Origin of the sequence: Streptomyces sp. P9-A2, from assembly GCF_036634175.1 — a bacterium.
GTDB lineage: Bacteria > Actinomycetota > Actinomycetes > Streptomycetales > Streptomycetaceae > Streptomyces > Streptomyces pratens.
Genome location: NZ_JAZIFX010000001.1, coordinates 3,383,077 through 3,396,044 on the forward strand (window position 1 = coordinate 3,383,077; position 12,968 = coordinate 3,396,044).

The 12,968-nt window shown below is 71.4% G+C and carries 10 protein-coding genes and 1 tRNA gene; 3 read left to right on the top strand and 8 right to left on the bottom strand.

Annotated features, from left to right (window positions below):
- Nucleotides 1–45 precede the first annotated feature (45 nt).
- The 7 genes from V4Y04_RS15215 to galU form a co-directional block, all read right to left on the bottom strand.
- Nucleotides 46–119 (bottom strand) — tRNA-Ala (locus tag V4Y04_RS15215).
- An 82-nt stretch (nucleotides 120–201) separates the two neighbouring features.
- A complete protein-coding gene (sepX, locus tag V4Y04_RS15220; RefSeq protein WP_332428439.1) occupies nucleotides 202–1,542 on the bottom strand; it encodes a divisome protein SepX/GlpR in 1,341 nt (446 codons plus the stop codon).
- Nucleotides 1,543–1,722: 180 nt separating this feature from the next.
- Complete coding sequence (locus tag V4Y04_RS15225) at nucleotides 1,723–2,373, bottom strand: GNAT family N-acetyltransferase (RefSeq protein WP_332428441.1); 651 nt, start codon at nucleotides 2,371–2,373, stop codon at nucleotides 1,723–1,725.
- 17 nt (nucleotides 2,374–2,390) lie between these two features.
- A complete protein-coding gene (locus tag V4Y04_RS15230) occupies nucleotides 2,391–2,936 on the bottom strand; it encodes a MogA/MoaB family molybdenum cofactor biosynthesis protein (protein WP_332428444.1) in 546 nt (181 codons plus the stop codon).
- Entirely contained in the window at nucleotides 2,933–3,520 is a 588-nt protein-coding gene (gene moaC, locus V4Y04_RS15235; protein WP_332428446.1) for a cyclic pyranopterin monophosphate synthase MoaC, read from the bottom strand. The genes V4Y04_RS15230 and moaC overlap by 4 nt, the downstream gene beginning before the upstream one ends.
- Before the next feature lie 84 nt (nucleotides 3,521–3,604).
- Nucleotides 3,605–4,927: a molybdotransferase-like divisome protein Glp gene (glp, locus tag V4Y04_RS15240; protein WP_332428447.1), complete on the bottom strand. Its 1,323-nt coding sequence runs from the start codon at nucleotides 4,925–4,927 to the stop codon at nucleotides 3,605–3,607.
- Nucleotides 4,924–5,835 (bottom strand): UTP--glucose-1-phosphate uridylyltransferase GalU, encoded by a 912-nt coding sequence (gene galU / locus V4Y04_RS15245; protein WP_332428449.1) that lies wholly within the window; start codon nucleotides 5,833–5,835, stop codon nucleotides 4,924–4,926. The genes glp and galU overlap by 4 nt, the downstream gene beginning before the upstream one ends.
- 92 nt (nucleotides 5,836–5,927) lie before the next feature.
- Between galU and V4Y04_RS15250 the strand changes: the two genes are divergently transcribed.
- The gene (locus tag V4Y04_RS15250) at nucleotides 5,928–6,575 is read left to right on the top strand and encodes a 5-formyltetrahydrofolate cyclo-ligase (RefSeq protein WP_332428452.1); all 648 of its coding nucleotides are present in this window, start codon (nucleotides 5,928–5,930) and stop codon (nucleotides 6,573–6,575) included.
- Nucleotides 6,576–6,657: 82 nt separating this feature from the next.
- Here the strand turns inward: V4Y04_RS15250 and V4Y04_RS15255 are convergent, their stop codons facing one another.
- Nucleotides 6,658–9,498: a penicillin acylase family protein gene (locus V4Y04_RS15255; protein WP_332428454.1), complete on the bottom strand. Its 2,841-nt coding sequence runs from the start codon at nucleotides 9,496–9,498 to the stop codon at nucleotides 6,658–6,660.
- 245 nt (nucleotides 9,499–9,743) lie between these two features.
- Here V4Y04_RS15255 and V4Y04_RS15260 point away from each other — a divergent pair, with 245 nt between their 5' ends.
- Nucleotides 9,744–11,270: a potassium/proton antiporter gene (locus V4Y04_RS15260; protein ID WP_443080020.1), complete on the top strand. Its 1,527-nt coding sequence runs from the start codon at nucleotides 9,744–9,746 to the stop codon at nucleotides 11,268–11,270.
- Between the two features lie 401 nt (nucleotides 11,271–11,671).
- A complete protein-coding gene (locus V4Y04_RS15265; protein WP_332428457.1) occupies nucleotides 11,672–12,964 on the top strand; it encodes an MFS transporter in 1,293 nt (430 codons plus the stop codon).
- The last annotated feature ends 4 nt before the right edge of the window (nucleotides 12,965–12,968 follow it).

Consider the following 12,968-nt stretch of genomic DNA (forward strand, 5'->3'; position numbering starts at 1 on the left):
GATCTTGTGAACTCTTCCTGAGCTAACTCAAGAACAGTCGTGCGGTGGACCTGTGGGGATTTGAACCCCAGACCCCCTCGATGCGAACGAGGTGCGCTACCAGACTGCGCCACAGGCCCTTGCAACGAGAGAAACCTTAGCATCCCGATCGGGGTGCTCGGAAATCCGTTGCGGGTGGGGGCCACCTGTGGTTTCGGAAGGTCATTCGTTGGCGGCGCGGGGGCGGTCGCCGTCCTCGTACTGGTCGAACAGCGGGGTGCGGCCGTGCTCGCGCGCCCGGCGGGCCGAGGCCGCCGTGGGGGTCCCCCCGCGCGAGCGCTTTCGGGCGTGGGGGAGGGCGTCGGTGCGCTCGTCGCCCTCGGCCCGCTCCTCCGTACCGCCCTGAGCTCCTTCGGGCTCCGCGTCGTCGGCGGAGCCCGCCGCCTCCTCCGGACCCGGGGCCATGGAGCTCGAGCGGGCCGAGCTCCAGGCGTCCGGGGCGCCGAGGTCCACGTCGCTGGTGGCGCGCGGGGCGACCGGGGCGGTCACGTACGTGGGCAGCGGGACCGGGACCGGGTCCCAGCTGTCGCCGCCCTGGCCGGGACGCCGCTGGCGTTCGCGCTGCTGGTCGACCCACTCGGCGTGGTCGGTCTGCTCCACGAGCGCCCGCCGGTCGGCGGCGAGCGCCAGGAGGCCGGGGTCGGTCTCCTGGGCCGGTTCGACGGCCGGCTCGAAGCCCTGTCCGGGGCCCTCCGGTTCGTCGGTGTCCACGTCGTCGACGCCCGCGCGGCGGCGCGGCTGGCGCTCGCGCAGTCGCTGCGCCGCGACCTCCGCCTGGCGGCGGTCCATCTGGTACGCGAACCGGCGGTGCTCCTGGGAGCGCAGGTGCGCGATGTAGACGCTCAGCAGCACGGCCGGCACTCCGGGCGCCCACAGGAACGCGAGTCCGCCGATGGCCGCGACGACCGCGCCGAGCGTGAAGGCGACGAAGAGCAGGGTGGTGGTGCGCCGGCGGCGCGCGAGCACCTTCGAGCGCCGGGCGCGCGCCGCGGAGGCCTGTTCCGACCGGGACTGCTGGGCGGTGAGCGAGGGCGGGGGCGGGGTCGGGAGCGGCCCGGGGTGCTGAGGCTGCGCCCGTCGGGGGGCCCGTTCGCGGCGGGCGGACGGGACGCGCTCGCGCGCGGGACCGGGTTCGGGGCCTGGACCGGGTTCGGAACCGGGGCCGGGGCCGCGCCGGTCCGGCCGCCGGGCGGGCTGCTCCGGTACGGGTACCTGTACCTGCGGACGGGTCCGGGACACGGCGAAGGCCCGGACGTCCACCGAATCGGTGACCGCGTCCGGGTCGTGGACGCTCCGCTCCTCCTCGTCGGTGGAGCGCGCCCGCAGGTCCTTGGCGTACCGGCGCTCCATTCCCGCCCGTCCGGACAACAGTCGGATGGCGGTGCTGAAGCGTTCCGTCGGACGGGCTTCGTTCAGCTCGTCCTGCCTACGGAGCCACATCGGCACCAAGTAGGCGGCCCAGGCCCCGACGATGACTGCGTAGATGAGGCCGCTGCTGCTCACGCCTCCCACGGTAGAGGGGTTTGAGTGGGGCCATCCGCCAATTGAGCCGGTGTGTCGCACGATCCGGCTGATATCTCGAACTTTTTTTGACCGATACGATCAGCAGACCGCTCGAGACGCGAAATTCCCTGCCTTCACGGGCTTCGGACGGTCATCAGGCGATGGAATTCGAACATTTATTCAATTACCGGGGCTGTGCGGGATTCCGGGGTGGCGCCGCTCGTCCTCCGGCCGCTCGCGCCGGGAGCGTTCCCGCTGCCAGCGGCCGAGCAGCCCCTCGGGCACTTCCTCCGCGGTGAGCGCGAAGACGAGATGGTCGCGCCAGGCTCCGTCGATGTGCAGATAACGCGGGCGCAGCCCCTCCGCGCGGAATCCGAGTTTCTCCACGACCCGCCGGCTGGGCCCGTTCTCGGGGCGAATGCACACCTCGACGCGGTGCAGCCCGACCGTACGGAAACAGTGGTCCACGGCCATCGCCACGGCGGCCGGCATCACTCCGCGGCCGGCCACCGCCTCGTCCACCCAGTAGCCGACGTGCCCCGAGCACATCGATCCCCAGGTGATCCCGGCGACCGTCAGCTGGCCGACCAGACGCCCTTGGTACTCGATGACGAACGGCAGCATGCGGCCCGCGTGCGCCTCGGCCCTCAGATGACGGACCATCTGGCGGTAGGTCGGCCGGTGCACGACCGGACCGGCGGGGGTGGGCGGCGGGATGGTCGCCTCCCAGGGCCGCAGCCAGTCACGGTTGCGGCGGTTGACCTCGCGCCAGGCCCGCTGGTCGCGCATCTTTATGGGCCGGAGGACGACGTCGCCGACCGCCAGCTCCACGGGCCATGCCGCGCCGTTCAGCTCGCACCCCCGCCGTCGGCCCCCGGGCCGGGGTGGTCACCGCCGCGCAACTGGTCGACGGCGTGCTTCAGCAGCGGCTCCAGGACGGCGAGACCGTCCTTCACCCCGCCCCTGGACCCCGGAAGGTTGACGATCAGGGTCCCGCCGCCCGCGACCCCCGCGATGCCCCGGGAGAGGGCGGCCGTCGGCACCTTGTCCCGGCCGTACGCCCTGATGGCCTCCGCGATGCCGGGCACCTCGTGGCCGATCACCGCGCGGGTCGCCTCGGGGGTGCGGTCGGTGGGCGAGATGCCGGTGCCGCCGGTGGTCACGATGACGTCGTACCCGGCCTCCGTGCCCGCGCGCAGCGCGGCCTCCACCGGGTCGCCGTCCGGGACCACCTGAGGGCCGTCGACGGCGAAGCCGAAGCGCCGCAGGCCCTCGGCGATCAGCGGGCCGCCCGTGTCCTCGTACACGCCGGCGGCGGCCCGGTTGGAGGCGGTGACCACCAGGGCGCTGTACGGCGCGAGCGGCGCGCCGCCCGCGGATGCGTCGAGTGTCATGCCCTGCTCCAGTCGCCCGACTTGCCGCCCGTCTTCTCCTCCACCCGCACGTCCGTGATGACCGCCTTCTTGTCGACCGCCTTCACCATGTCGATCACGGTGAGCGCGGCGACCGAGACCGCGGTGAGCGCCTCCATCTCGACGCCCGTACGGTCCGTCGTCCGCACGGTGGCCGTGATCTCCACGGCGTCGTCCGCGACCGACAGGTCCAGTTTCACACCGGACACCGCCAAGGGGTGGCACAGCGGGATCAGGTCGGGGGTGCGTTTGGCTCCCATGATGCCCGCGATCCGCGCGGTGGCCAGGGCGTCCCCCTTGGGGACCCCTTCGCCGCGCAGCAGTTCGACCACGCGGGGTGAGACCAGGACGCGGCCGGTGGCGCGGGCGGTGCGCGCGGTCACGTCCTTGCCGGAGACGTCGACCATACGGGCGGCGCCCGCCTCGTCGAGATGCGTCAGGCGGCCCGGCGTACGGTCCTGGGTTCCGTCCCGGACTCCGTCCTGCGTACGGTCCTGGGTTCCGTCCTGCGTACGGTCGTCCTGCGCTGGAGGTCCGGGGGTGTCCCCCCGGGAAGGCACGGTCATGAGTGTGGCGCTCCCGGTCCGGGCCCGCCGCGGTGCGGCGCACGGGCCTGCTGTGCGCGACACGGTACCGCCAACCCGCGCGGGTCAGCCGAGCAGGATCACCTCGACGTCGGTGCCGGGGGCGACGGACTCGACGTCCTCGGGGACGACGATCAGCGCGTTCGCCTGCGCGAGGGCGGCCACCAGGTGGGATCCGGCACCGCCGACCGGGGTCACCTCGCCGTCGGCGTACCGGCCGCGCAGGAACTGGCGGCGGCCCTTCGGCGAGGTCAGTGCCCCGCCCGCGGTGAGGGTGACGCGCTTCCTCGGCCGGTGGACGTCCGTGAGGCCCATCAGGGTGCGGATGGCGGGGCGGGCGAACAGCTCGAAGGAGACGTACGAGGAGACCGGGTTGCCGGGGAGGGCCAGCAGCGGGGTGTGCTCGGGGCCGATGGAGCCGAAGCCCTGCGGCTTGCCGGGCTGCATGGCGAGCTTGCGGAAGTCGATGCCGCTGCCCGGTTCGTCCTCGTCGCCGACGGACGACAGCGCCTCCCTGACGACGTCGTACGCCCCGACGCTGACGCCGCCGGTGGTGACCACCAGGTCGGCGCGCACCAGCTGGTCCTCGATGGTGCCGCGCAGGGTGTCGGCGTCGTCGGCGACGGCGCCCACCCGGTAGGCGATGGCGCCGGCGTCGCGGGCGCAGGCGGTGAGGGAGAAGCTGTTGGAGTCGTAGATCTGACCGGCTCTCAGCTCCTCGTCGGGCTGGACGAGTTCGCTGCCGGTGGAGAGCACCACCACGCGCGGACGCGGATGCACCCGTACGGAGCCGCGGCCGATCGCTGCCAGGAGGGAGATCTGGGGCGGACCGAGGACCGTACCGGCCTCCAGGGCGCGGTCGCCGGCCCGTACGTCGCTGCCCTTGGCCCGCACGTGCGCGCGGGCCCCGGCCGGGCGGTACACGAGCACCTGCCCGGTGGCGCCCTCGGGGGACAGGCCGCCGGCCCGCATCCCGGTGACCGGGCCCTCGCCGAGCCCACCGTCGGTCCACTCGACGGGGACGACGGTCTCGGCGCCGGGCGGGAGCGGGGCACCGGTCATGATGCGTACGGCCTGGCCGGGACCGACCCGGAGCAGGTCGGCCTGGCCGGCCGCGACGTCGCCGACGACCTCGAGGGCCGCCGGGTACTTCTCGCTCGCGCCCGCGACATCCGCGACCCGTACCGCGTACCCGTCCATGGAGCTGTTGTCGAACGGCGGCAGTGACACCGGCACCGTGACGTCCTCGACCAGGACGCAGCCCTGGGCGTCGAGGAGCTGCAGCTCGATGGGTTCCAGGGGGCGGACGGTGGCGAGGATGTCGTCCAGGTGCTCGTCCACCGACCAGAGGTGGTCCGGGCCTGCGGTGCGGGGCGCGGCGGTGCTCAAGGCTGCTGCATCTCCTCGGTGACGTAACGGCGGAGCCAGGTCCGGAAGTCCGGGCCCAGGTCCTCACGTTCGCACGCGAGTCGGACAATGGCACGCAGGTAGTCGCCCCGGTCGCCGGTGTCATAGCGGCGGCCCTTGAAGACCACGCCGTGCACCGGGCCGCCGACCGTTTCGTCGGCCGCGAGCTGCTGGAGGGCGTCGGTGAGCTGGATCTCGCCGCCGCGGCCCGGCTCGGTCTTGCGCAGTACGTCGAAGACGTGCGGGTCGAGGACGTAGCGGCCGATGATGGCGTAGTTGGAGGGGGCGTCGGCGGGGTCGGGCTTCTCGACGAGGCCGCTCACCCGGACGACGTCGGAGTCCGCGGTGGTCTCGACGGCGGCGGACCCGTAGAGGTGGATCTGCTCCGGGGCGACCTCCATGAGCGCGACGACGCTGCCGCCGTGCTGCTCCTGGACCTCGATCATGCGCCGGAGCAGGGGGTCGCGCGGGTCGATCAGGTCGTCACCGAGGAGGACGGCGAAGGGCTCGTCGCCGACGTGCGGGGCGGCGCACAGGACGGCGTGACCGAGGCCCTTGGGGTCGCCCTGGCGAACGTAGTGCATCGTCGCGAGGTCGCTGGATTCCTGGACCCGCGCGAGGCGGGCGGCGTCGCCCTTCTTGTCGAGGGCGGACTCCAGTTCGTAATTGCGGTCGAAATGGTCCTCCAGGGGGCGTTTGTTGCGTCCCGTCACCATGAGGACGTCGTCGAGACCTGCGGCGGCGGCCTCTTCGACCACGTACTGGATCGCCGGCTTGTCGACGACCGGAAGCATCTCTTTGGGAGTGGCCTTGGTGGCCGGCAGGAACCGGGTACCGAGGCCTGCTGCGGGGATGACAGCCTTGGTGAGCCGAGGGTGCGACTGAATCATGCCCGCCACCATATCCGCTGCCTTCGCAGGGAATATGAGGCTCCGCATATTTAATGCTCATATGAGCATATTGAGACGATACGGGGACAGGGTTGAGACGGAACGAACGCGCGGACGATCGTGACAAGCGGGCGTTGCGACGGGAAATCCTCCTGGCGAGGGGAAGGTTGACGGCGGATGACGTACGGGAGTCCGCGACCGCGTTGGCCGGCCGTGCGCTCGGGCTGCCCGAACTGTCGCACGCGCGCACGGTGGCGGCGTACGTCTCCGTGGGGAGTGAACCCGGCACGCCCGCGCTCCTGGACGCACTGCACGCCCGGGGCGTACGCGTACTGCTGCCGGCCCTGCTCCCCGACAACGACCTGGACTGGGGCCAGTACGCGGGCGAGGAGTCCCTCGCGCGCGTGCGGCACGGCGGCGGGCGGATGACGCTGCTCGAGCCGTCCGGGGAACGCCTCGGGCCGGACGCCGTGACCGGGGCGGACGCGGTGCTGTTGCCGGGCCTGGCCGTGGACGCGCGTGGGATGCGGCTGGGGCGCGGCGGGGGCTCGTACGACCGGGTGCTGGCCCGGCTGGAACGCGCGGACGCGCACCCGGCGCTGGTGGTGCTGCTGTACGACACGGAGGTCGTGGAACGGGTTCCCGAGGAGCCCCACGACCGTCCGGTGCACGCGGCGGTGACACCGTCGGGGGTACGGCGGTTCGGCCGAGCAGACCCACGGGAAGCGGTCTCCACGTAAGAGCGGACCACGTGAAAGCGGCCTCCACGCGTGCGTGGAGGCCGCTTTCACGTATCGAACGAGCGGTCGGCTCAGTTCCCGTTCACGGCTTGAGCAGCAGGGTGTCCTCGGTGCTCTTCTCGACCGCCTTCTCCGAGTGGGCCCACTCGAGCAGTTCGCCGTCGGCCCACTTGTCCGTCTGGTCGACGTAGTGGGCGTTGTAGGCGTGGCCGGAGGCGCCGGTGAGGTTGATCCACCGCGACTTGTCGAGGTCGCCCAGGTTGACCACCATGCGCATCGACGGCACCCACACCACGCCGTAGCCGCCGGCGGCGTTCCAGCCGGTGGCGTTGACCGTGGCCTCGCCGCCGCCGAGCTTCCAGGGGCCCCGGTTGAGGGCGTACTGCACGAAGCCGGGACCGGCGGTGCCCAGGGTCTGGTTCTTCAGGAACAGGCGGTGCAGCCGGCCCCAGCTCCAGGTGTCGATGTCCTTGCCGAGCTTGGCGGTGAGTTCCCACCGCGCGTCGACCATGGCGCGCCGGAACAGCTCGTCACGGTTCTCCGCGCCCTCGCGGGGGCCGGACTCGGGAGTCGTCCACCAGTCGCTGTCCTCGTCCTCCATCAGCGTGCGGACCACCTCGAACCAGCGGTCGCCGCCGTCGGGCTGGGCCTGGTCCGCCTCGCGCACACCGCACTCGCGGACCTTGACGCGCTCCTCGGCGGGGCCGGTCGGGTCGACCGGGTCGACCCACAGGCACTGGCCCTTGACCCGTACTTCCTTGGGCAGCTTGTGGCCGAAGGCGAGCTTGAGGGTGTTGCGCCAGACGGAGTTGAAGTAGGCGGCCGCCGCCGAGTCGGCGTCCTGGGTGTAGTCCCAGCCCTCCAGCAGCTTCTGCGCCTCGCGGACGGCCGGGTCCTTGACGTCGATCTTGAGCAGTTCGGGCACGAGCAGCTTGGCTATGGCGCTGCTGTTGTCGAGCTGCATCTGCCGCATGTCGTCGGTGGAGATCTTTCCACCGTCCTTGATCTTCGACTGGATCAGATCGTTGATCCGCTGGCTGCGGGCACCGTAGCCCCAGTCGGTGGTCAGGGTGTACGGGTACGCGTCGGGATCGACCACGGCCTGGTTGGCGGTGACGATGTAGCCGCGGTCGGGGTCGAACTCGTAGGGCAGTTCGTCCTGCTCGATCCAGCCGGTCCACTCGTACGCGGGGTTCCAGCCGGGTGCCGGGATGGAACCGTCGTGGCCCTCCGCGCGAAGGGGGATCCTGCCGGGCAGCGTGTAGCCGATGTGGCCCTCGGTGTCCGCGTAGACGAGGTTCTGCGAGGGCACCTCGAACAGGGCGGCCGCCTCGCGGAAGCCGTTCCAGTCCTTCGCGCGGTTGATCGCGAAGACGGAGTCCATGGTGCGTCCGGCGTCCAGCGCGGTCCAGCGCAGGGAGACGCCGTAGCCGTCGCCCCGGTCGGGTGCGGCGGATTCGACGGTGGCCTTCTTGCCGGTCCGCACCAGGTCCTTGGACCGGTCGGAGAGCAGCGGGCCGTTGTTGGTCTCCCGGACGACGATCTTCCGCGGTTCGCCGCCGGCGACCTTGATGGTCTCCTCGCGGGACGTGAACGGGACCACCTTGCCGCCGTACTGGTAGCCCTCGCCGGTGATCTTCTCCAGGTAGAGGTCGGTGACGTCGACCCCGGAGTTGGTCAGGCCCCAGGCGATGTCCGCGTTGTGGCCGATTATCACGCCGGGCAGGCCCGCGAAGGTGTAGCCGGAGACGTCGTACTGGCACTTCTCGGAGACGCTGCGGCAGTGCAGGCCCATCTGGTACCAGACGGACGGCAGTGCGGGCGACAGGTGCGGATCGTTGGCCAGCAGCGGCTCACCGGTGATGGTGTGGTCGCCGGAGACGACCCAGGAGTTGGAGCCGATGCCGTCGCCGTTGACACCGACGGCGGTCGGCAGGTCCTGCAGAACCTGCTGGAGACCCGTCAGCTGGCCCTCCAGACCGCTCCCGGTGCCGGCGGTGCCGCCTGCGGTGCCGGCGGTTCCGTCCGCCGTGCCCGCTCCGGACGCGCCCTCCACGCCGGTGCCGGGGTCCACCGTGCCGGTGCCCGTACCCGTACCCGGGTCGGTGCCGGTACCCGTGCCGCTCTCCCCGCCGCCCGACTCGTAGGTCCTGGTGAGCTCGTTGTACTGGCCCTCCTGCACCACCGGCTTGTTCCGGCTGTACGGGTACGCCGGGTACAGGTCGGCGATCTGCTCCGGGCCCAGGCGGCTGGTCATCAGGGCGCGGTCGATCTCGTCCTGCATGTTGCCGCGCAGGTCCCAGGCCATCGCCTTCAGCCAGGCCAGGGAGTCCACCGGCGTCCACGCGCCGGGCTTGTAGTCGTTGGTGAAGCCCAGCGCCGCGTACTCCAGGGAGATGCCGGCGCCGTCCTTGCCCTCCAGATACGCGTTGACGCCCTTGGCGTAGGCGTCGAGGTACTTCTTCGTCGCGGGGGAGAGCTTCTTCTCGTACTCCTCCTTCGCGACCCGGTCCCAGCCCAGGGTGCGCAGGAACTCGTCGGTCTCGACCTGGCTCTTGCCGAACATCTCCGACAGACGCCCGGAGGTCATGTGCCGGCGGACGTCCATCTCGTAGAACCGGTCCTGCGCCTGGACGTAGCCCTGCGCCATGAACAGGTCCTCGTCGGAGGAGGCGTAGATCTGCGGGATCCCGTAGCCGTCACGCTTGACGTCGACGGGGCCCGACAGGCCTTCGAGGCTGATCGAGCCCTTGGTCTGCGGGAAGGAGGCACGCACGGTGCTGACCGACCAGTACGCCCCGTAGACGACACCGCCGATCAGTGCCAGCACCAGGACGAACACGACCAGTCGGGCTTTGCGCCCCTTTTTCCTGCCGGACTTGCCGGGCTGCTGACCCGTGGAGGCGGTGGTATTGGGGGGCATCGCTGTCCTTGCTGTCCTTACGCGAGCGGCAGGGCGGGCTGTGCTTTTAACTGAGCGCTGGGGCAACGATAGGCGCAGGGCCCTCCGCCACTTGACGCGGAGTCGGGTACCAGCGCGGACTGACGTTCGATGATGCCAGGGGTACGCGTCAAGAAAACGTCAAGAGTTAGGTAAGGTAACGAAGCAGTTGCCGTGAACGCGCCGGTCACCCGGGCCCCGGAGGGGAGCTCGGGCGCACCGCGCGGGTGCCAGTGAAGGGAACGTCCACGACTGTCCACCACCTCAACCAGCTCCTGCTCGTCTGCTCGCTGGTCCTGCTCGTCGCCGTCGCGGCGGTCCGGATCTCCTCGCGCAGCGGGCTCCCCAGCCTGCTCGTCTATCTGGGCATCGGCGTCGCCATGGGCCAGGACGGCCTCGGTGACATCCAGTTCGACAACGCCGAGCTGACGCAGGTCATCGGATACGCGGCCCTGGTCGTGATTCTGGCCGAGGGCGGCCTGGGCACCAAGTGGACGGAGATCAGACCCGCCCTGCCCGCCTCCGCCGCCCTCGCCACCGTCGGTGTCGCGGCGAGCGTCGGCGTCACCGCGACGGCCGCGCACTTCCTGATCGGGCTGGAGTGGCAACAGGCGCTCATCATCGGCGCGGTGGTGTCCTCGACCGACGCGGCGGCCGTCTTCTCCGTACTGCGGCGCATTCCGCTCCCCTCGCGGGTGACGGGCACATTGGAGGCCGAGTCCGGCTTCAACGACGCTCCCGTGGTCATCCTGGTGCTCGCCTTCTCCACGGCCGGCCCGATCGAGCACTGGTACGTCCTGCTCGGCGAGATCGCCCTGGAACTGGCCATCGGCGCCGTCATCGGACTCGCGGTGGGCTGGCTGGGTTCCCTGGGGCTCAGGCACGTGGCACTGTCTGCCTCCGGCCTCTACCCGATCGCCGTCATGGCCATCGCCGTCACCGCGTACGCCGCGGGCGCCATGGCCCACGGCAGCGGCTTCCTCGCCGTCTATCTCGCCTCGATGGTGCTGGGCAACGCCAAGCTGCCGCACTGGCCCGCCACGCGCGGATTCGCCGAAGGGCTCGGCTGGCTCGCGCAGATCGGCATGTTCGTCCTGCTCGGCCTGCTGGTCTCCCCGCACGAACTGGGCGACGACATCATGCCCGCACTGATCATCGGGCTGGTGCTGACCGTGGTGGCCCGCCCGCTGAGCGTCTTCCTGAGTCTGGCGCCGTTCCGGGTGCCCTGGCAGGAGCAGGCGCTGATGTCGTGGGCGGGACTGCGCGGCGCCGTGCCCATCATCCTGGCGACGATTCCGATGGTGGAGGGCGTCACCGGCAGCCGGTCGATCTTCAACGTCGTCTTCATCCTGGTCGTCGTCTACACCCTCGTCCAAGGGCCGACGCTGCCGTGGCTGGCCCGCAAGCTGCGCCTCGGCGAGGACGCGGAGGCCGCCGACCTGGGCATCGAGTCGGCGCCCCTGGAACGGCTGCGCGGACACCTGCTGTCGGTCGGCATCCCGGAGGGGTCGCGGATGCACGGTGTGGAGGTCGGCGAACTGCGGCTGCCGAAGGGGGCGGCCGTCACGCTCGTCGTGCGCGGGGGCACCTCGTTCGTTCCGGGGCCGACGACAATGCTGCGTCGCGGGGACGAACTCCTCGTCGTCGCCACCGACCCGGTCCGGGACGCCGCCGAAAGCCGCCTCCGCGCGGTGGGCCGCGGCGGCAAACTGGCCGGCTGGCTGGGGACGGACGAGGCACGGCCCGGGGGGTGACCGGACGGGCGGAACCGGGGGCCGACACGTCACTTCCGGCGTCGTTCGCGTCGCCTTTCACACCGACTCCCCCATCGCCTCTCGCGCTGCGGTGTGCGGGTCGGGTCGGGTCGGGTCGGGTCGGGTCACGATCCACCATTCACAGGGACACAGCCTCCCTGCGCCCACTTTCACAGGGTCACAAGCGCCTGACACCTGTGGATATCTGGAAGCGCCTGTACCATGCGAACGGTACCCAGATCGAACCAACTCTGCCTGACGCAGAGCTGGCGCGACCGTATGGCGGCCGGCACGCCCTGAGCTGTGGCACCGGCATCTACCGCAGTCAGCGCAAGAGGACAGCTCTCGGCGCGCCCGACACCAAGGGCCACGCGCCACCAGGCGGCAGAAAGGCACGGGCCGTGGCATCCACGGTCACCACGTCGAAGGACTCTGCGGCCACCTCCCGTCCGGGATACGGCCGACTGCTGCGCACACGCGGCGCCTGGACGTTCCTGCTCCCCGGCTTCGCGGCACGCCAGCCGTTCGCGATGCTCACCCTCTCCATCGTGCTGCTGGTGCAGCACACCACCGGTTCGTACGGTGTGGCCGGCGCCGTCGCGGCGGTCACCGGTGTCTCCATGGCCGTGTTCGCGCCCTACAGCGGCCGGCTCGCCGACCGCTACGGACAGCGCGCCGTCCTCGTCCCCGGCGTCCTGGTGCACACCCTGTCCGGACTGGCCCTGACCGCGCTGGCGCTGAACGGCGCCCCCCTGTGGGCGTTGTTCGCCGCCGCTGTGCCCACCGGCGCCTCGGTGCCCCAGGTCGGGCCCATGGTGCGTGCCCGCTGGGGCGTGAAGCTCAAGAACTCCCCGCTGATGACCACGGCGGCGGCCTTCGAATCCGTCACCGACGAGCTGACCTTCGTCGTCGGACCGCTGCTGGCCACCGCCCTGTGCACGGCCGTGGACCCGGCGGCGGGCCTGCTGACCGAGGCGGCGCTGACCCTGGTCGGCGGCCTGCTGTTCGCCGCGCAGAAGGGCACGCAGCCCGAGGTGGCCACCCGCGGGCACGCGCGCGTGGAACACGTTTCCGCACTCCGCGTCCCCGGGGTGCGCGTCCTGATCGTCATCTTCCTGGGCATCGGATCCGTCTTCGGCGGTATGCAGGTGTCACTGGCCGCGTACACCCAGTCGATCGGCGAACCCGGACTGAACGGCGTCCTGTACGGCGTCTTCGCCGCGGGAAACATGCTCTCCGGCATCGCCTGCGGCGCCATCGCCTGGAAGGCCGCCCCCGAGCGGCGCCTGGTCATCGGGTACGCGGCGCTCGCGGTGACCGCCTCCGCCCTGTGGACCGCCCACTCCGCGCTGCTCCTCGGTGGGCTCGGCCTCCTGGTCGGCATGTGCATCGCGCCCGCCCTGATCACCGGATACACACTGGTGGACGACCTGGTCCCGGCCGGTGCCCGCACCGAGGCCTTCACCTGGCTGACCGGCGCGGTGGCACTCGGCCAGGCGGCCGCGGTCACGGTCTCCGGGCAGTTGGAGGACCGCCTCTGGGCCGGTGCCGGGTTCCTGGTGCCGATGGGCGGAACGGTGCTCGCCCTGGTGACACTGCTGGCCCTTCGGACACGGCTGGAACCGCCCCGGGCGACCCTCGAGGTCACGCGCGGCGCGGCCCGGCGCGATCCCGTCGCGATCGGTGAGCAGTGAGCAG

Bases quoted from the DNA above. Each gene is read 5' to 3' on its own strand.
- V4Y04_RS15230 (WP_332428444.1), bottom strand. From the start codon at position 2,936: ATGACACTCGACGCATCCGCGGGCGGCGCGCCGCTCGCGCCGTACAGC.
- V4Y04_RS15255 (WP_332428454.1), bottom strand. From the start codon at position 9,498: ATGCCCCCCAATACCACCGCCTCCACGGGTCAGCAGCCCGGCAAGTCC.
- galU (WP_332428449.1), bottom strand. From the start codon at position 5,835: ATGATTCAGTCGCACCCTCGGCTCACCAAGGCTGTCATCCCCGCAGCA.
- moaC (WP_332428446.1), bottom strand. From the start codon at position 3,520: ATGACCGTGCCTTCCCGGGGGGACACCCCCGGACCTCCAGCGCAGGAC.